Source organism: Nocardioides sp. J9, from assembly GCF_007829375.1.
Classification (GTDB): Bacteria; Actinomycetota; Actinomycetes; order Propionibacteriales; family Nocardioidaceae; genus Nocardioides.
Map to the genome: position 1 here is coordinate 22046 of NZ_VLJQ01000081.1, position 17440 is coordinate 39485.

Annotated in this window: 16 protein-coding genes; 10 read left to right on the top strand and 6 right to left on the bottom strand. The window is 72.7% G+C overall.

Annotation, left to right across the window (positions count from 1 at the left end; genetic code table 11):
- Positions 1-1171: ATP-binding cassette domain-containing protein (locus tag L615_RS13690; protein WP_261376691.1), on the bottom strand; the 1171-nt coding region annotated here is incomplete at its 3' end.
- 207 nt (positions 1172-1378) lie between these two features.
- Here L615_RS13690 and L615_RS13695 point away from each other — a divergent pair.
- Positions 1379-1906 (top strand): DUF2243 domain-containing protein, encoded by a 528-nt coding sequence (locus L615_RS13695; protein WP_145725417.1) that lies wholly within the window; start codon positions 1379-1381, stop codon positions 1904-1906.
- Here the strand turns inward: L615_RS13695 and L615_RS13700 are convergent.
- From L615_RS13700 to L615_RS13710, 3 genes are read right to left on the bottom strand one after another with little or no spacing between them, the layout of a single operon-like run.
- Positions 1893-2477, bottom strand: coding sequence for a hypothetical protein (locus L615_RS13700; protein ID WP_145725418.1), 585 nt, complete (start codon positions 2475-2477; stop codon positions 1893-1895). The genes L615_RS13695 and L615_RS13700 overlap by 14 nt on opposite strands.
- A gap of 17 nt (positions 2478-2494) precedes the next feature.
- Positions 2495-2857: a hypothetical protein gene (locus L615_RS13705; RefSeq protein ID WP_145725419.1), complete on the bottom strand. Its 363-nt coding sequence runs from the start codon at positions 2855-2857 to the stop codon at positions 2495-2497.
- A gap of 13 nt (positions 2858-2870) precedes the next feature.
- The gene (locus L615_RS13710) at positions 2871-3176 is read right to left on the bottom strand and encodes a DUF1360 domain-containing protein (protein WP_145725420.1); all 306 of its coding nucleotides are present in this window, start codon (positions 3174-3176) and stop codon (positions 2871-2873) included.
- A gap of 288 nt (positions 3177-3464) precedes the next feature.
- On the opposite strand from L615_RS13710, the gene L615_RS13715 reads away from it, so the two are divergent.
- From L615_RS13715 to L615_RS13735, 5 genes are all read left to right on the top strand, one after another.
- The gene (locus L615_RS13715; RefSeq protein WP_036517244.1) at positions 3465-3677 is read left to right on the top strand and encodes a hypothetical protein; all 213 of its coding nucleotides are present in this window, start codon (positions 3465-3467) and stop codon (positions 3675-3677) included.
- A gap of 188 nt (positions 3678-3865) precedes the next feature.
- On the top strand, positions 3866-6331 hold the full coding sequence (locus L615_RS13720; RefSeq protein WP_145725421.1) for a molybdopterin oxidoreductase family protein: 2466 nt from the start codon (positions 3866-3868) through the stop codon (positions 6329-6331).
- Positions 6328-6849 carry a hypothetical protein gene (locus L615_RS13725; protein WP_145725422.1) on the top strand — a complete coding sequence of 174 codons (522 nt, stop codon included), beginning with the start codon at positions 6328-6330 and terminating at the stop codon, positions 6847-6849. Before L615_RS13720 ends, L615_RS13725 begins: the two co-directional genes overlap by 4 nt.
- 98 nt (positions 6850-6947) lie before the next feature.
- Complete coding sequence (locus L615_RS13730) at positions 6948-9221, top strand: catalase (protein ID WP_315897792.1); 2274 nt, start codon at positions 6948-6950, stop codon at positions 9219-9221.
- Between the two features lie 131 nt (positions 9222-9352).
- Positions 9353-10108, top strand: a complete 756-nt coding sequence (locus L615_RS13735) for a hypothetical protein (RefSeq protein WP_145725424.1) — start codon at positions 9353-9355, stop codon at positions 10106-10108.
- A 15-nt stretch (positions 10109-10123) separates the two neighbouring features.
- On the opposite strand, the gene L615_RS13740 is transcribed toward L615_RS13735, so the two are convergent.
- On the bottom strand, positions 10124-11182 hold the full coding sequence (locus tag L615_RS13740; protein WP_145725425.1) for a zinc-dependent dehydrogenase: 1059 nt from the start codon (positions 11180-11182) through the stop codon (positions 10124-10126).
- 199 nt (positions 11183-11381) lie between these two features.
- Between L615_RS13740 and L615_RS13745 the strand changes: the two genes are divergently transcribed.
- The 4 genes from L615_RS13745 to L615_RS13760 all read left to right on the top strand — a co-directional run bounded on the left by L615_RS13745 (position 11382) and on the right by L615_RS13760 (position 17088).
- Entirely contained in the window at positions 11382-13367 is a 1986-nt protein-coding gene (locus tag L615_RS13745) for a PTS mannitol transporter subunit IICBA (protein ID WP_145725426.1), read from the top strand.
- Between the two features lie 46 nt (positions 13368-13413).
- Complete coding sequence (locus L615_RS13750) at positions 13414-14172, top strand: DeoR/GlpR family DNA-binding transcription regulator (protein WP_145725427.1); 759 nt, start codon at positions 13414-13416, stop codon at positions 14170-14172.
- A 182-nt stretch (positions 14173-14354) separates the two neighbouring features.
- Entirely contained in the window at positions 14355-15857 is a 1503-nt protein-coding gene (locus L615_RS13755) for a LuxR family transcriptional regulator (protein WP_145725428.1), read from the top strand.
- Between the two features lie 139 nt (positions 15858-15996).
- A complete protein-coding gene (locus L615_RS13760; RefSeq protein WP_145725429.1) occupies positions 15997-17088 on the top strand; it encodes a class I SAM-dependent methyltransferase in 1092 nt (363 codons plus the stop codon).
- A gap of 70 nt (positions 17089-17158) precedes the next feature.
- Here the strand turns inward: L615_RS13760 and L615_RS13765 are convergent.
- A partial coding sequence (locus L615_RS13765; RefSeq protein WP_145725430.1) for an MMPL family transporter occupies positions 17159-17440 on the bottom strand: 282 nt, incomplete at its 5' end.

A 17440-nucleotide genomic window follows, 5' to 3' on the forward strand; every position in this document is an offset into this window, starting at 1 on the left:
GCACGAGCCGGTCGCCGCCAGCGAGCGAGAGGTCCAGGTGCCCCCGGAGCCGGCCGGCCACGGCGACCCCGCGGGCGTCGAGCAACGGCCGCCCCCGTCGTACGCGCAGGGCGGGGAAGGACAGTGCTCGCGGGGGCTCCGGGACGGTGACCCGGTGCTCGTCGAGCTCCCCGACGCGCCGGTTGAGGGCGCGGACCACGCCGCCCGCGCGGGTCGCCCGCTGGTGCTTGCCCGTCCCCTTGTCCGGGCGCCACCCGGTGCGCAGCCGCCCCCGGGCCTCGTCGGCCGCCCGCTCCAGCGCTGCGTGCTCGGCGACCTGCTCGGCATGCTCCTGCTCCCAGCGCTCGCGCTCGCGCCGGCGGCCGGTGACCCAGCCGTCGTACCCGCCGGCGTGGACGCGGGGCCGTCCGTCGCGGCTGGGGTCGAGATCGAGGAAGGTGGTGGTGACCTCCCGCAGGAGCGCGCGGTCGTGGCTGACCACGGCGACGCCCCCGGGGTGCTCGCGCAGGCGGCGGGCCAGGAAGTCGAGGGCCGCGGCGTCGAGGTGGTTGGTCGGCTCGTCCAGCAGGAGCAGGTCGACACCGGAGGCGAGGACGACGGCCAGGCGCACCCGGTAGCGCTGGCCGACCGACAGCGTGGACAGCCGCCGGCCCCGGTCGGTGCACGCGCCGAGGCCGGCCAGGGCGACGTCGACACGGCGCTCGGCGTCCCAGGCGTCGAGCCGGGTGGCGGCCTCGAGCGCCCGTGCGTAGGCGTCCTCGGCGTCCGGCTCCCCGGCGGCGAGTGCCTCCGTCGCGGCGTCCAGTCGGTCGAGGGCGTCGAGCGCGTCGCCGACCGCGTCGCGGACGAGGTCGCCGACCGTGCGGTCGTCGGCGACGTCGAGGGTCTGCTCGACCAGGGCCAGCGTGCCGGCGCGGCTCACCGTGCCGCGGTCCGGAGGGAGGTCGCCGGCGAGGACGTGCAGGAGCGTGGTCTTGCCGCGGCCGTTCTCGCCGACCACGGCGAGGCGCGACCCGGCGCCGACGGTCACGTCGACGCCGGACAGGACGGTGCGGCCGCCGCGCGCGACGGTGACGCCCTCGGCGCGCAGGTGCGCCGCGGCGCCCGCGGACAGGTCGGCAGCGACGTCGGTGGGTGTGCCGGCAATGAGGGATGAAGGAGTGCGAAGCATGCGTGATCTCTCGGCTCGTCGGGAGCCGGGCAGCACGCGGGCCGCCCGGCGGTATCCGGACGGCGGCGAGAGGTCAGTCGGGGTCTGCCGCCGTCAGCGGCTCGACCAGGGCTTCTTCGCGTAGCAGCACATGGCGTGGACTGTACGGGTCGCAGCGGGGTGGGCGACAGCGATTTTGTCGCGCCCGGTGCGGGTACCGCGTCGGGCATGACGGCAGCCAGCTCCGCGCACCTCTCCCAGGACACCCGGCCGACGAGGGCAGTCGGTCTCCTCTACGGGATCGGCTTCGGTGCCTTCGTCGACGGGATCGTGCTGCACCAGCTGCTGCAGTGGCACCACATGGTCAGCCACGTGGACGACTACCCGACGACCACCGTGGCCGGGCTGGAGGCGAACACGCTCGCCGACGGGCTGTTCCACGCGGTCGCCTGGGTGTGCCTGCTCGCAGCCGCGATCTGCACGTTCCGCGCCTGGCGCGCCGGGCGCCTGTCGCCCCGCTGGTCCTTCCACGTCGGCCTCGCCCTCGCCGGGTGGGGCCTGTTCAACCTGGTCGAGGGCCTCGTCGACCACCACCTGCTCGGGGTCCACCACGTGCGCGACGACCTGTCCGCACCACTCGCGTGGGACCTCGGCTTCCTCGCCCTCGGTGCCGTCCTCGTCGCGGGCGGCTGGCTGCTGCACCGGGCCGGCGCCGACCGGGTCGGCGCCGACCGGGACGGGGTCAGCTCGACCTGACGGCCCGGCGGACGGCGCGGGCGCCTCGGACCGCCGCCCACGCGCCGAGTGCCCACGGCAGTGCGACGACGACCGGGTCCAGCGCCTGGTGGCGCACGTCCAAACGACCGCGCCCCACCCGGGAGGCCAAGCCGTCGCGGGTGATCTCGGCCCGGATGCCGGTCTCGGTGACCGGGTTGTCCGGCCGGCCGCGGACCAGCGCGACGGCGGTCTGCTCGACGACGTCGATCCGGTCCGCGCCCAGCAGGAGCAGCCAGTGCGCGGCCCGGGCCTCGCTGAAACGGCGGTAGGCGAGCCGTCGGACGGCACCGGACAGGCCGCGCAGCGGGACGCTGGTGCCGAAGACCGGGGTGAGCCGGGCGTGCTCGATCGACCGCTCCCGCGGCTGGGGTTCCGGTTGCTGCTCGGGGAGGTCCCACGGGACGCGGGTGGACCGCCCGTCGACCTCGCGCGGGTACGACGGACGGTCGGCCGGGTCGAGGTCGGCTCCCCAGCCGGGGATCCGGGCGCGCAGCTCGTCCGCGGACGGGATGCCGCGTCGGGCGGTGGCGGCGTAGGGCGTGTCGCTCATCATCGGTCCCTTCGGATTCAGGCGGCGCTCGGCGTGATGACGGGCTTGATGCAGTCGTCGAGCTTGGCCGAGAACATGTGATAGCCCTCCGCGACGTGCTCCAGCGGGATGCGGCGGGTGACCAGCTCGCTGGGGCGCAGGTGACCGGCCCGGATGTGTTCGAAGAGACGCGGCCACTGGCGCTTGACCGGGCACTGGTTCATCCGCATCGTCAGCCCCTTGTTGAGCGCGTCGCCGAACTTCACGAGGCTGAACATCGGGCCGTAGGCACCGACCACCGCGACCGTGCCGCCCTTCGCGTCGCCCGGGTGCTCGATCCGTGGCCGCGGCTTCTCCTCGACCCGGACGCGGTAGGGGCCGCGGTAGACCATCGCCTTCATCGTTCCTCCTGTGTCAGCTGTCGAGGTGCTCTGCGGCGAGCCCGGTCATCGCCGAGAGCGCCAGGGTGCGGGAGAGCAGGTCCGCCGCGCGCGGCCACCGGTGCCGGAGCAGGGCGAGCCCCGCGCCGAACCAGATCGACAGGCACCACGGGCACTGCAGCAGGTAGGCCACCTTCGAGTCCTCCACGTCGCCGTACCTCTCGTGGACCGTGGACCGCAACGGCTCGGCGACGCGGTCGTCGCGCACCAGCCTCATGAGGCGGTACGTCGCAAGGCCGTCGACGAGCAGGTCGGTCGCGGCGTGGGGGCGGGTCGACATGGGGCCGTACCCGGCGGTGTCGGGGCTAGCCGCTGCCCACCGCGAGGAAGGGGCGGCCTGTCCTCGAAAACGCTGGACCGGTCTGGACCAGCGACCCCGGGGTACCAGTCGTCCAGTCGTGGATGGCTCGACACCAGGGGGGAAGAGATGACCGTCCAGCAGCACCACACCGACACGACCGAGGTCGATGAGTTCTCGGGACTCGTCCTGGTCCTGTCCGTCCTGGCCATGGCCGCCGTGCTCGTGATGGCCCTGACCTGAGCCGGAAAGAGAAACTAGGGGGAAGACATGTACATCGGACTCGGCATCGTCCTGCTGGTCCTCGGTGCGATCCTGGCGCTCGACGTCATCACCGTGGACCTGGAGTTCATCAACGACGGCGCGCTCGGCACGATCCTGATCGTCGCCGGCATCGTCGCCATCGTGCTCTCGTTGCTCTACGCGCCGCCGTGGCGCCGCCGCGAGGAGGTCGTCCACCGCGACGACCGCCGCGTGTACTGATCAGCCACTGATCAGCGGGCGCAACAGTTCGACACCACGACGCCCCGGACCACCGGTCCGGGGCGTCGTCGTGCCCGGCACCGGATGACGTGCCGGGCAGGGGGTACGGCGCGAGGGTGCCCGCCGCGAGGCGACCTGTTCCTGCCTTCCCGCCCGCCGACGGACATGCCGACGAGCAAGGGGGACGGATGGGCAAGCGTGTGGACCGGATCGCCGAGCCGTGGGGGTCGCGGACGCCGTACGGGCCGGGCGAGGAGTGGCCGGTGCGCGTCGACACCTACCTCGCTGACGGGCTCCAGCCCGACGACGTCGACCGGTGGGTGCAGTCGGCCTCGATCCTGCACTCCAACGGCGACGCGATGGACATCGCGGTGAGGGACGGGCGGATCGTCGGAGTGCGCGGCCGGGCCACCGACCGGATCAACCACGGCCGACTCGGTCCCAAGGACCTCTTCGGCTGGCAGGCCAACGGGTCCGACGACCGGCTGACCAGGCCGCTCATCAGGCGCGGTGGTGAGCTGGTCGAGACCGACTGGGACACCGCGATGGACGCCGTCGCGGGCCGGGCCAGGCAGCTGCTCGACGAGCGGGGACCGTCCTCCATCGGCTTCTACACCTCTGGCCAGCTCTTCCTCGAGGAGTACTACACCCTCGGCCTGATCGCGCACGGTGGCATCGGCACCAACCACGTCGACGGCAACACCCGCCTGTGCACGGCGACGGCGGCCGCGGCGCTCAAGGAGTCCTTCGCCTGCGACGGCCAGCCGGGGTCCTACAGCGACATCGACCACGCCGACGTCATCTGCCTCTACGGGCACAACATGGCCGAGACGCAGACGGTGCTGTGGAGCAGGATCCTCGACCGGCTGGAGGGTCCCGAGCCGCCCGCCCTCGTCTGCGTCGACCCCCGCCGCACCCCGGTCGCCGAGCACGCCACCGTCCACCTCGCGCCGCGGCCCGGCACGAACGTGATGCTGATGAATGCCCTCCTGCACGAGCTGCTGGAGAACGACTGGGTCGACCACGAGTACGTCGACGCCCACGCGGTGGGCTTCGCGGAGCTGCAGAAGATGGTCGCGGGCACGACCGTCGAGCGCGCAGCCGAGGTGTGCGGCGTCCCTGCAGGCGACCTGCGCGAGGCGGCACGCCTGATCGGCTCGGCGGACCGACTCATGTCGACCGTGCTGCAGGGCTTCTACCAGTCCCACCAGGCCACGGCGGCCGCGGTGCAGGTGAACAACGTGCACATCGTGCGCGGGATGCTCGGCCGCCCGGGCTGCGGCCTGCTGCAGATGAACGGCCAGCCGACGGCGCAGAACACCCGTGAGTGCGGTGCGGACGGGGACCTCGCCGGCTTCCGCAACTGGTCCAACGACGCGCACGTCCACGACCTCGCCCGGGTCTGGAACATCGAGCCGATGGAGATCCCGCACTACACGGCTCCGACCCACCTCATGCAGATGATGCGGTACGTCGAGGACGGCTCCCTCAGGTTCCTGCACGTGTCGGGGACCAACCCGGCGGTGTCGCTCCCCGAGCTGGGGCGGATCCGTTCCCTGCTGTCGCAGGACCGGCTCTTCCTCGTCGTGCAGGACCTCTTCCTGACCGAGACCGCGCAGCTCGCCGACGTGGTGCTCCCTGCGGCGACCTGGGGGGAGAAGACCGGGACCTTCACCAACGTCGACCGCACGGTCCACCTCTCCGAGAAGGCGGTCGAACCGCCCGGGGAGGCACGGCCGGACCTCGACATCCTCGTCGACCTGTCGCGCCGGCTCGACCTGCGCGACAAGGACGGGGCGCCGCTGGTCACATGGTCGACGCCGGAGGAGGCGTTCGAGGCGTGGAAGGAGTGCACCCGCGGACGTCCGTGCGACTACACCGGCATGACCTACGACCGGCTCCGCGGTGGCTCCGGCATCCAGTGGCCCTGCAACGACGAGCACCCGGACGGCACCGAGCGGCTCTACGCGGACGGGCAGTTCTGGGCACACCCCGACCAGTGCGAGAGCTACGGCTGCGACATGGTCACCGGGGCGCCGGTCGAGCCGACCGAGTACAAGGCGCTGAACCCGCACGGCAAGGCGGTCATCAAGGCGGCGGAGTACCTGCCACCCCACGAGGTCCCCTCCCCGGAGCACCCGTTCCAGCTGATCACCGGACGCACGCTCTACCACTTCCACACCCGGACGAAGACCGGCCGTGCGCCGCAGCTCCAGGACGCCGCGCCGGAGGTGTGGGTCGAGGCGTCGGCGGAGGACGCCGCGGAGCAGGGCTGGCAGGAGGGCGACGTGCTCCGCGTGAGCACCCCCCGCGGTTCGGTGACCGCACGGTTGCGGGTCAGCGGGATCCGCCCCGGCGTGCTCTTCCTGCCGTTCCACTACGGCTACTGGGACCGCGACGCGAGCAACGCGGCCGGCGACGAGCGGGACCGCGCCGCCAACGAGCTGACGCTGACCGACTGGGACCCCGCGTCGAAGCAGCCGATCTTCAAGACCGCCGCAGCAGGTGCCACGAGGATCGGGCCGGCCGACGGGCCGGCGCCGGCCCCGACCACCACCGCCTCGCGCCCGGTGGCCGGCGGTGCCCCACCGACGCGCGGGGGCGCGCCGGCGCTCGTCGACGAGGAAATGGACCAGGACGGAGGTGCCCGATGAGGCTCGTCCAGACCCTGCGCAGCCTCCACGGCAACAAGGTGGCCGCGGCGATCGAGGAGCTGCACCGCGCCGAGAACGACCTCGCCGGGGACCTGCTCTCGCTGGCGGACCAGAACAAGACCGACCACGAGGTCTTCCACGTCGCCCGCGACATCGCCGGCTGGTCGCAGGTCCACGTCCGCCGCCTCGCCGAGGTCGGGCACGACTACGGCCTCGACCTCGACCCCGAGCCGGAGGAGGAGTCGGCGGTCCTGGCCAGGCTGAAGCAGAAGGGGGCGGAGGTCGTCGGCCGCCTCCACGAGCCCGGCCTGCTGCTCCTCGCCGACCTGCGCCACCTCCACCGCACGGCCGCCGGCGTGTCCCTCGACTGGGAGGTCCTGGCCCAGACCGCTCAGGCGATGAAGGACGAGCGGCTGCTCGCCGTCGCGGAGGACTGCCACCCCCAGACCCTGCGCCAGATGCGGTGGGCCAACGCGAAGGTGAAGGAGACCGCTGCCCAGGTGATGGTGACCGGCTGAGCCGGCGACCGGATCAAACCCTCTCCGCACGGGTACGGCGCGGGGACGTCTCGACGAGAGGGAGCCCCCCCATGGTTGACAGTGGCAAGGCAGCGCGCGTGGTCCGGAAGGCCGTGCGCAGTGCGGTGAGCCAGGCGGCGGAGACCGCGCTGGAGAAGGTCGCGGGCCTGGAGGCCCAGCGGGCGCCGGGGGTCCCCGGCGCGAAGCCGCCGACGGTGAAGGAGCCGACCAAGCCGGTCGAGCCGCTCCCGCCGAAGCCGGACCAGGCCGCGCCGGAGCGTCGTACCCCCACCGGGGCGGAGACGATCGTGCCGCGCGAGGACATGGCGCAGCAGGGCAAGTTCCTCACCACCTCGACCGGCGCGCGGCTGCGCGACAGCGACCACTCGCTGAAGGCGGGGAGCCGGGGACCGACGCTGCTGCAGGACCACCACCTGCGCGAGAAGATCACGCACTTCGACCACGAGCGGATCCCCGAGCGGGTGGTGCACGCCCGCGGTGCCGGCGCGCACGGCGTCTTCGTCGGCTACGGCAACGCGAAGCCGATCTGCCAGTCGAAGTTCCTCGGCCGCGGCGTCGAGACCCCCGTGTTCGTGCGGTTCTCGACGGTGCTCGGCTCGCGCGGCTCGGCCGACACGGTGCGCGACACCCGCGGCTTCGCGACGAAGTTCTACACCAGCGAGGGCGTCTTCGACCTGGTGGCCAACAACATCCCGGTCTTCTTCATCCAGGACGGCATCAAGTTCCCCGACGTCATCCACGCCGGGAAGCCCCACCCGGATCGGGAGATCCCGCAGGCGCAGAGCGCGCACGACACCTTCTGGGACTTCGTCTCGCTGCACACCGAGGCGCAGCACCACACGATCTGGAACATGTCCGACCGCGGGATCCCGCGGTCCTACCGGACGATGGAGGGCTTCGGCGTCCACACCTTCCGCACCGTCAACGCCCAGGGCGAGACGGCGCTGGTGAAGTTCCACTGGAAGCCCAGGCTCGGCGTGCACTCCCTGACCTGGGAGGAGGCGCAGATGATCGGCGGCATCGATCCCGACTTCCACCGCCGCGACCTGTACGACGCCATCGAGTCCGGCGCGTACCCCCAGTGGGAGCTGGGCGTCCAGGTGTTCGAGGACACCGCGGACGAGACCTTCGAGGGCATCGACCTGCTCGACCCGACCAAGATCGTGCCCGAGGAGCTCGCGCCGGTGCAGCCCATCGGCCTGCTGACGCTGACCGGCAACCCGACGAACTTCTTCGCCGAGACCGAGCAGGTCGCCTTCCACGTCGGCAACCTGGTGCCGGGCATCGACGTCACCAACGACCCGCTGCTGCAGACCCGGCTGTTCTCGTACGTCGACACCCAGCTCACCCGGCTCGGCGGGCCGAACTTCAACCAGATCCCGATCAACCGGCCGCACGCTCCAGTCAACGACATGTTCCGCGACGGCTTCCACCAGCACGCCGTGCACTCCGGCGTCGCGCCGTACAAGCCGAACTCGCTCGACGGCGGCTGCCCGTTCTTCGCCGGCGCCGCGCGCGACGGCGCCTTCGTCGACGTGCCGGTCCGGGTCGCGGAGTCGGTCAAGGAGCGCGACGTCCCGGTGTCCTTCGCCGACCACTACAGCCAGGCCCGGCTGTTCTGGCACAGCATGACGCCGGTCGAGAAGCAGCACATCATCCTCGCCTACACCTTCGAGCTGGGCCGCTGCTACGAGCAGGCGATCCGGGAGCGGCAGCTGCTCGCGCTCGCGCAGATCGACCCCGAGCTGTGCTCCGAGGTCGCCGCCGGGCTCGGCCTCCCGGCGCCCGTCGCCGACGGTCCGCTGCCCGACGTCGTGCCCAGCCCGGCGCTGTCGCAGCTCGGCCAGGAGTGGCCGACGGACGGCCGTCTCATCGGGATCGTCGTCGCCGACGAGGGTGACCTCGACGGCGTGCAGGACCTGGTCGAGACGATCGGCGACCGCGGCATGGTCGCACTGGTGGTCGGTCCGCACGGCGGCAAGCTCTCCGACGGCACGGTCGTGCAGCGCACCTTCGGCACCGGCCGCTCCGTGGAGTACGACGCCCTGCTGGTCGCCGGCTGCCCGGCCCCCGCCCCGGACGCGATCCCGGTGCGGGACCACAAGGTCGACGACCCGACCCAGCCGCTGGACCCCCGCGTCCGGCTGATGCTGGAGGAGTGCTTCCGCCACGCCAAGGCGATCGGTGCCTGGGGTGCCGGTGCCGACGCCCTCGCCGCCGCCGGACTGCCCGCCGACGGCGCGGGCATCGTCGAGGGTGACGCGCCGGGCGAGGTGCTCGACGAGGTCCAGGCGCTGATGCGCAACCACCGGGCCTGGGAGCGGTTCGCGCCGGTCGAGGCGACCGTCTGAACCGACCGCTCGAGACCAGGAGGGTCCGGTCCGCCCGGGGGCGGTCGGGCCGGACCCTCCGACCTCGACCGGGTGCGGCGGCTTCGCCGATTCGGGCCCGGCGGGGCGCCGCACCGTCCTACGCTGCCCCGATGGGCTGGAAGGACATCGCGAGGCTCGGCAAGGAGTGGGCCGAGGCGAAGAAGACCGAGCTGCTGACGACCGACAACCGCGAGCGGGACGACGCCCGCGCCGCGCAGGAGGACGTCGACCGCCGCACCCAGCAGGAGATGGGCACCTCCCTCCTCGAGGCGGTGCTCCCCGAGAAGTGGGCGCAGCGGGTCACCGACACCCGCCCCGAGAACGTGGCCACGCGCCGCGAGGCCGCGGAGCGCCAGGAGCAGCAGGCCCGTCGCGAGCGGCTGGCAGGCGCCGCGACCGACGCCGTCGAGCTCACCCTGACCGGCGGCGAGCAGGGCACCGTGGCGGCCGACCTCCCGGTCCAGGTCGAGGTCCGCCGCGGCGGTGAGCCGTACGACGACGGCCCGGCCCCGCTGGACTGGCTGGTCGTCCGCGTCGAGTCGTCCGACCCGGTCCCCCTCGGCACCACGACCCTGACCGAGCTGTCGGTCGCCGTGCCCGCCTTCACCGGACCGGGCCGCTACGACCTCGTCGACCTGATGCGTCGCGGCGAGGCGGGCGAGATCGAGTGGTGGGAGGTCCTCGACACCTACCTCGCGCCGGGCCCCGAGGCCGACGACACCACCTGGTACCCCGACCTCTCCGGCGACTCCGGCGAGGCCTGGGTGGAGGTCGCGCCCGACGGGCTCGTCCTCGACCTGCCGCTGCAGTCCGCGGTCTGCGCGGTCCGGCTGCGCGGCCGGGTCGCGTTCACGCTGCCCGGCTGAGCCGGACCACCGCGACTACGGCTCGACGGTGACCTTGATGGCCTCGCCGCGCTCGACGGTGCCGAAGGCCTCCATCACGTCGGCGAGCGGGATGTGGCGGGTGATCAGGTCCTTGACCGGCACCTGCCCGGTGGAGATGTACTCCAGCGCCCGCTTGTTGTGCTCCGGGGCCGAGCCGTTGGCGCCGTGGATGTGCAGCTGGCGGTAGTGCACGACGTTGGAGTCGCAGGTGATGGTCGGGTTCGTCTTCGGCAGGCCGCCGAAGAAGGAGATCCGGCCGTTGCGGGCGGCCATCGCGATGGCCTGCTCCTGGGTGATGTTGGCGGCGGTGGCCGTGATGATGACGTCCGCACCGCGGCCGCCGGTGAGCTCCATGACCCGCTCCACGACGTCGACCTGGCTGGCGTCGATGACCTCGTCGGGGTCGACGGCGTCGGCGGACATCTTCAGCCGGTCGGCGTTCACGTCGACCACGTAGACCGGGCCGGCCTTGTGCACGCCGCGGGCGATCCGGATGTGCATGCAGCCGATCGGGCCGGCGCCGAAGACGACGACGGTGTCGCCCTCCTCGATGCCCAGCAGCTCCTGGGCGTTGATCGCGCACGCGAACGGCTCGGCGGCGGAGGCCTCGTCGAAGCCCACGTTGTCGGGGATGCGGTTCAGCCCGTCGACCTTCAGCACCTGGCGGGGGACGACCATGTACTCGGCGAACCCGCCGTCGTACTGGTAGCCGACCGACGTCTGGTTCTGGCAGACCGCCATCCAGCCCTTGCGGCACTCGTGGCACTCACCGCACGGCACGGCGGCGATGACCTGGACCCGGTCGCCGACCTGCCAGTCGCTGCCGTAGGTCGTGTTGACGTCGGCGCCGACCTCGACGACCTCGCCGGCGACCTCGTGGCCCGTGATCCGCGGGGGCGTCAGGTTCTGGTGGCCGTTGTGGAGGATCTTCACGTCCGTGCCGCAGGTGGAGCAGTTGCGGACGCGGATCTTGACCTCGTCGGGTCCGCAGTCCGGCTCGGGGACCTCCTCGAGGCGGACGTCCTCGGGGGCGTAGAAGCGCAGGGCCAGCATGGTCGGAACCTTTCGGGTCGGGGTCTCGCCGTCCCCACCGTAACGCCATTTCGGGCAGGAAACCACACATCTGATGCCCGAATATGCCCGAAGGGTGTTGCTTTGTGCCCGAATCTGGGGTCTACTGCTGGTGTCCCTGTGACCGGCATCACGTTCGCCGGTGTCCCGACCCAGGGCGAGCACGAACGGAGATCCCGCGATGTCGACCACCTCCCCGGCCCAGCGGACCGGCGTCCGCGTCCACGTACAGAAGTTCGGCACGAGCCTGTCGAACATGGTCATGCCGAACATCGGCGCCTTCATCGCCTGGGGCCTGATCACGGCCCTGTTCATCGAGGTCGGCTGGCTGGCCGAGCTCGGGATCGGCGACGACCCGGACGGGTGGGTCGCCGAGATCGGCGGCTGGGGCGAGTACGCCGGTGGCGGCATCGTCGGCCCGATGATCACCTACCTGCTGCCGATCCTCATCGGCTACACCGGCGGGCGGATGCTCTACGACACCCGCGGCGGCGTGGTCGGCGCGATCGCCACCATGGGCGTCGTCGCCGGCACCGAGATCCCGATGTTCCTCGGCGCGATGATCATGGGCCCGCTCGGCGGCTGGACCATGAAGCACATCGACGCCCTGTGGGACGGCAAGATCCGCCCCGGCTTCGAGATGCTCGTCAACAACTTCTCCGCCGGCATCTGGGGCGCGGTCGTCGCCACCTTCGGCTTCTTCGTGATGAGCCCGATCGTCACCTTCCTCAGCGACCGGCTCGGTGACGGCGTCGACTTCCTCGTCGACAACAGCCTGCTCCCGCTGACCTCGCTCATCATCGAGCCCGCGAAGGTGCTCTTCCTCAACAACGCCATCAACCACGGCGTGCTGACCCCGCTCGGCAGCAGCGAGGTGCTGGAGGACGGCAAGTCGGTGCTCTTCCTGCTCGAGGCCAACCCCGGTCCCGGCCTGGGCCTGCTGCTCGCCTTCATGGTGTTCGGCAAGGGGGTGGCGAAGGCGTCGGCCCCGGGCGCCGCGATCATCCACTTCCTCGGCGGCATCCACGAGATCTACTTCCCCTACGTGCTGATGAAGCCGAAGCTGATCGTCGCGATGATCGCGGGCGGCATGACCGGCGTCTTCGTCAACGTCATCTTCGACGTCGGCCTGCGCGCACCGGCCGCGCCCGGCTCGGTGTTCGCGGTCTACGCGCAGACCGCCAGCGACAGCTACATCGGCGTCACCCTGTCGATGCTGGCCGCGGCCGGCGTCACCTTCCTGGTCGCGGGCGTCCTGCTCCGCGCCGAGCGCGGCGACGGTGAGGACGACCTCGCCGCCGCGACCGCCAGCATGGAGGCGATGAAGGGGAAGCGGTCCATCGCGTCCAGCGCGCTGGGCGGCGCCCGCGGCACCATCGAGCGGATCGTCTTCGCCTGCGACGCGGGCATGGGCTCCTCCGCGATGGGCGCCTCGGTCCTGCGCCGCAAGATCCAGGCAGCCGGCTTCTCGAACGTCACCGTCACCAACCAGGCGATCGCCAACCTGGCGGACGACGTCGACCTCGTGGTCACCCACCGCGACCTCATCGACCGCGCGAAGCAGAGGACCCCCTCGGCGGTGCACGTCTCCGTCGACGACTTCATGAGCACGCCGCGCTACGACGAGATCGTCGAGCTGCTGGGACAGAGCGGTGCACCGCAGGGAAGTGCGCCGCAGGGCGGGGCGCACGCGGCGACAGAGCCCGAGCCCGAGCCGGCAGCCGGAAAGGACGACGGCAGCGTGCTCGCCTCGTCCGCGATCGTCCTGGCCGGCACCGCCCGCACCCGCGACGACGCGATCACCGAGGCCGGTGAGCTGCTGGTCGCCGCGGGGGTCGTCGAGCCGTCGTACGTCGCGGCCATGCACGAGCGGGAGAAGTCGGTCTCGACCCACATGGGCAACGGCCTGGCGATCCCGCACGGCACCAACGAGGCCAAGGCGGCCGTGCGTCGCACCGGCATCTCGTTCGTCCGCTACGCCGAGCCGGTCGACTGGAACGGCAAGCCCGCCGAGTTCGTGGTCGGCATCGCGGGGCAGGGCAACGAGCACCTCGGCCTGCTGAGCCGGATCGCGCAGGTGTTCCTCGACGAGGAGCAGGTCGCCCGGCTCCGGGCGGCCGGCAGCGAGGAGGAGGTGCGCGCCGTCCTCGACGGCGTCCGCGCCTGACCGGGACCGCCCCGTGGTCGCGGCGACGGTGCAGCACAATGGCGCCGTGGATTCGGAGACCAGGCAGGCGATGATCCTCGAGCGGGCACGGACCGAGGGCCGGGTCGAGGTCATCGCGATGGCCGACGAGCTGGGTGTGGCGACGGAGACGATCCGCCGGGACCTCCGGGTCCTGGCGGACCGTCGCCTCGTCAAGCGCACCCACGGCGGCGCGATCCCGCTCGAGAGCGCGGCCTTCGAGTCCGGCGTCGAGTACCGCAGCCGCGTCGACATCGCCCAGAAGCGCCGCATCGCCGCCGCAGCCGCCGACCTGCTGCACGGCGCCGAGACCGTCTACATCGACGAGGGGTTCAGCCCCCGCCTGGTCGCCGAGAAGCTCGCGCGCCGGGAGCTGACCGTGGTGACCTCGTCCCTGCTCGCGGCGGAGGCCCTCGCCGACAGCACCACCGTCACCGTGATGCTGCTGGGCGGCCGGATGCGGGGGCGCACCCTCGCCACCGTGGGGGAGTGGAACGCCAGCGTGCTGCGCGGGCTGACGATCGACCTCGCCTACCTCGGCACGAACGCCGTCTCCGTCGACGACGGCCTGACCACTCCCGACCCGGCGGTCGCCGCCATCAAGGGCGAGGCGGTCCGCCGCTCGCGGCGTCGAGTGCTCATCGCCGCCCACAGCAAGTTCGGGATCACCAGCTTCTGCAGGTTCGCCGACGTGGCCGACTTCGAGACGATCGTGACCGGCACCGAGCTCGACCGCGCGGAGGCCGACCGCTACCACGCGCTCGGCCCCGAGGTGCTGCGCGTCTGAGCGCTTCCGGGCCTCCACGAGGACCGCTCGCGCGAGTAGCCTGAGGCCGTGGCCGGTCCGGTCGACCCGCACGACACCCTCGGGCCGGTCGGCCTCGCCTCGAGCGCAAGGACTACGCGACGGCCTACGCCGCCCTCCGCCCGCTCGCGGACCAGCAGTGCCTCGACGCCGACGCCTTGTCGATGCTCACCGAGGCGACCTGGTGGCTGGGCCGGATCTCCGAGTACCTCGACCTGTGCGAGGTGCTCCACCGGCGCTACCTCGACGAGGGCAGGGTCGACCGCGCCGCCGCGCGGGCGCTGGACGTCGGGGTCACCTGGCTGATGCGCGGCGAGCCGGCGCTGGGCTCGGGCTGGCTCAGCCGGGGCCGGCGGCTCCTCGAGGGCGTGCCGCCCGGGCACTGGCACGGGGTCCTGCTCTGGGCCGACGGGTGGCAGGCCCTCGAGGCGGGGCGGGTCGACGACGCAACCCAGCAGGGGGAGCAGCTGGAGCGGCTCGGCCGCGACCTGGCCGACGACACCCTCGTCGCGCTCGGGCTGGTGCTCCAGGGCGTGGTCCGGTTGTGGGACGGCCGGCTGCGGGAGGGCTTCGCCGTGCTCGACGAGGCGATGCTCCCCGTCCTCGCGGACCGTGTCGAGCGCGAGTTCACCGGCAACATCTACTGCACGATGATCTCGGCCTGCCACGACCTGATGGACCTCGACCGGGCCAGGGAGTGGACCCGCGTGACGGAGCGCTGGGTCGAGGGCTTCTCGGACGCCGTGATGTTCCTCGGCGTGTGCCGGGCGCACCGGCTGCAGCTGCACGTGCTCGAGGGGGCGTGGCCCGACGTGGAGCGGGAGGCGGCCGAGGTCGAGCGCGACCTCGCCGACCTCAACGTCGAGGCCGTGGCGGAGGCGGCCTACCAGCTCGGTGAGAGCTGCCGGGTCCGCGGCCAGCTCGACCGTGCGACCGCGCACTACCGGCGGGCTGCCGGCCTGGGGCGCGACCCGCAGCCGGGAGCCAGCCTGCTCCAGCTCGCGCGTGGTGACGCCGACGGTGCCTGTGCCTCGATCACCGCCGCGGTCGTCGCCGCACCATCGCCGTTCCTCCGGGCCCGGCTGCTCCGCGCCCAGGTCCAGGTCGCGCTCGCCTCGGACCACCCGGCGACCGCGGCGGGCGCCGCCGACGCGCTGGAGGGCCTGGCGGACCGCTACCCGACGCCGGGCTTCACGGCCTGGGCCGAGGAGGGCCGCGGTGCCGTCCTGCTCGCTCAGGACCGCCCGGCCGAGGCGGCGCCGCTGCTCTCGTCGGCCGCGGCGCGGCTGACCCGCCTCGGCCTGCGGTACGACGCCGCGCGAGCCTCGCTGCTGCTGGCCGATGTCCTCGCAGCGACCGGCGACGACGACGCCGCGCGGCTGCTGCGGCGCAGCGCCGCCGACGACCTCGACGCGCTCGGGGTCCCGGTCCCGTCCACCGGTGGCCCAGCCTCCCTCCCCGGGGGCCTCACCGCCCGGGAGGCCGAGGTGCTGGCGAGGGTCGCGACCGGCGCGACGAACCGCGAGGTCGCCGCGTCGCTGACGATCAGCGAGGCCACGGTGCGGCGCCACCTCGCGAACGTCTACGTCAAGCTCGGGGTGTCGTCCCGGACGGCGGCCGCGGCCTGGGCGCACGAGCACCACCTCGACGTACCCCTCCAGCGCTGAGCGGGCGGCGCCGCGCCTGCACCATTCGGACCACGCGGCGGCACGTCTCCGCACCACTCGGTCGATGCCGGGAGCCGACCGGCGCTCCTAGCGTCGTCGCAACGGCGCCGGCCGGGCGCCCGCAGGAAGGGAGACGGGGATGACCGCCACCACCGAGACCAGGGCGCAGGTCGCGCCCGACCCCGCCGCCGTCGAGGCGTTCGCCGACCGGAGGATCGGCGTCGTCAACGGAGCGGCGACCGCGCTGATGACCAGCATCGGCCACCAGACCGGCCTCTTCGAGGCCCTCGCCGGCCAGCCGCCGCAGACGAGTGCGGAGCTGGCAGGCCGTGCCGGCCTCGACGAGCGCTACGTGCGGGAGTGGCTGAACGCGATGACGACGGCCCGCATCGTCGTCCACGACCCGGAGGCCGTCACCTACGCGCTGCCGCCGGAGCACGCCGCGCTGCTCACGGAGGCCGCCGGTCCGGACAACTTCGCCCGCCTGACGACGCTGGTGCCGATGATCGCCGAGGTGGAGCAGGGCATCGTGCGCTGCTTCCGCGAGGGCGGCGGGCTGTCGTACAGCGACTACGCCCGCTTCCACCAGCTCCAGGCCGAGGACAGCCGGGCCCTCGTGGACACCACGCTCCTCGAGAGCGTGGTGCCGGCCATCGACGGCCTGCGCGACCAGCTCGAGGCGGGGGCGCAGGTGGCCGACGTCGGGTGCGGCAGCGGCCACGCGGTCAACGTCCTGGCGCGGGCGTTCCCCGCCAGCCACTTCGTCGGCTACGACTTCTCGCCCGAGGCGCTGGACGCCGCCCGCGGCGAGGCCGCCGCGTGGGGACTGGCCAACGCCCGCTTCGAGGCGCTGGACGTGGCGACCCTCGACGAGGTGGCGGCCTATGACTTCGTCACCGCGTTTGACAGCATCCACGACCAGGCGCACCCCGCCCGGGTGCTGGGCAACATCGCCCGCGCCGTGCGCGACGACGGGGTCTTCCTGCTCGTCGACATCGAGGCGTCCAGCCACGTGCACGAGAACATCGACCACCCGTTCGGGCCGTTCCTCTACACGGTCTCGACCATGCACTGCATGAGCGTCTCGCTCGGGCTGGGCGGCGACGGGCTGGGCACGGCGTGGGGCCTCCAGCTGGCCACGTCGATGCTCCACGACGCCGGCTTCGGCGACGTCCGCAAGATCGACGTCGCCGCGGACCCGGTCAACGCCTACCTGGCCTGCCGCAAGTGACGGGCCCGCCGCCGCGGGAGTGTTCCCCGTGGCGGCGRGSCMCCGGCGCTCGACCGGGACGATCCGGCGGTCAGCGCGCCGGCACGAGCCGCCCGTCCTCCGACACCCATGCGCTCGCCGGGGGCGGGGCGACCGGTGGGGTCGGCGGGCGGCGGCGCGGCCAGGCCCGCTCGCCGAGCAGTACCAGCACGGCCGGGAGCACGACGAGGCGGATGACCGTGGCGTCCACGAGGATCGCCGCGGCGAGGCCGACGCCCATCATCTTCATCTCCAGCATCGACAGCGTCGCGAAGATCGCGAACACCGACACCATCACCGCGGCGGCGCTGGTGATCACGCCGGCGGTGTCGGC

What these genes read in the sequence shown, in the direction of transcription:
- L615_RS13695 (WP_145725417.1), top strand. Translation starts at nt 1,379, where the DNA reads ATGACGGCAGCCAGCTCCGCGCACCTCTCCCAGGACACCCGGCCGACG.
- L615_RS13700 (WP_145725418.1), bottom strand. Translation starts at nt 2,477, where the DNA reads ATGAGCGACACGCCCTACGCCGCCACCGCCCGACGCGGCATCCCGTCC.
- L615_RS13705 (WP_145725419.1), bottom strand. Translation starts at nt 2,857, where the DNA reads ATGAAGGCGATGGTCTACCGCGGCCCCTACCGCGTCCGGGTCGAGGAG.
- L615_RS13710 (WP_145725420.1), bottom strand. Translation starts at nt 3,176, where the DNA reads ATGTCGACCCGCCCCCACGCCGCGACCGACCTGCTCGTCGACGGCCTT.
- L615_RS13715 (WP_036517244.1), top strand. Translation starts at nt 3,465, where the DNA reads ATGTACATCGGACTCGGCATCGTCCTGCTGGTCCTCGGTGCGATCCTG.
- L615_RS13720 (WP_145725421.1), top strand. Translation starts at nt 3,866, where the DNA reads ATGGGCAAGCGTGTGGACCGGATCGCCGAGCCGTGGGGGTCGCGGACG.
- L615_RS13725 (WP_145725422.1), top strand. Translation starts at nt 6,328, where the DNA reads ATGAGGCTCGTCCAGACCCTGCGCAGCCTCCACGGCAACAAGGTGGCC.
- L615_RS13735 (WP_145725424.1), top strand. Translation starts at nt 9,353, where the DNA reads ATGGGCTGGAAGGACATCGCGAGGCTCGGCAAGGAGTGGGCCGAGGCG.
- L615_RS13740 (WP_145725425.1), bottom strand. Translation starts at nt 11,182, where the DNA reads ATGCTGGCCCTGCGCTTCTACGCCCCCGAGGACGTCCGCCTCGAGGAG.
- L615_RS13745 (WP_145725426.1), top strand. Translation starts at nt 11,382, where the DNA reads ATGTCGACCACCTCCCCGGCCCAGCGGACCGGCGTCCGCGTCCACGTA.
- L615_RS13755 (WP_145725428.1), top strand. Translation starts at nt 14,355, where the DNA reads ATGCTCACCGAGGCGACCTGGTGGCTGGGCCGGATCTCCGAGTACCTC.
- L615_RS13760 (WP_145725429.1), top strand. Translation starts at nt 15,997, where the DNA reads ATGACCGCCACCACCGAGACCAGGGCGCAGGTCGCGCCCGACCCCGCC.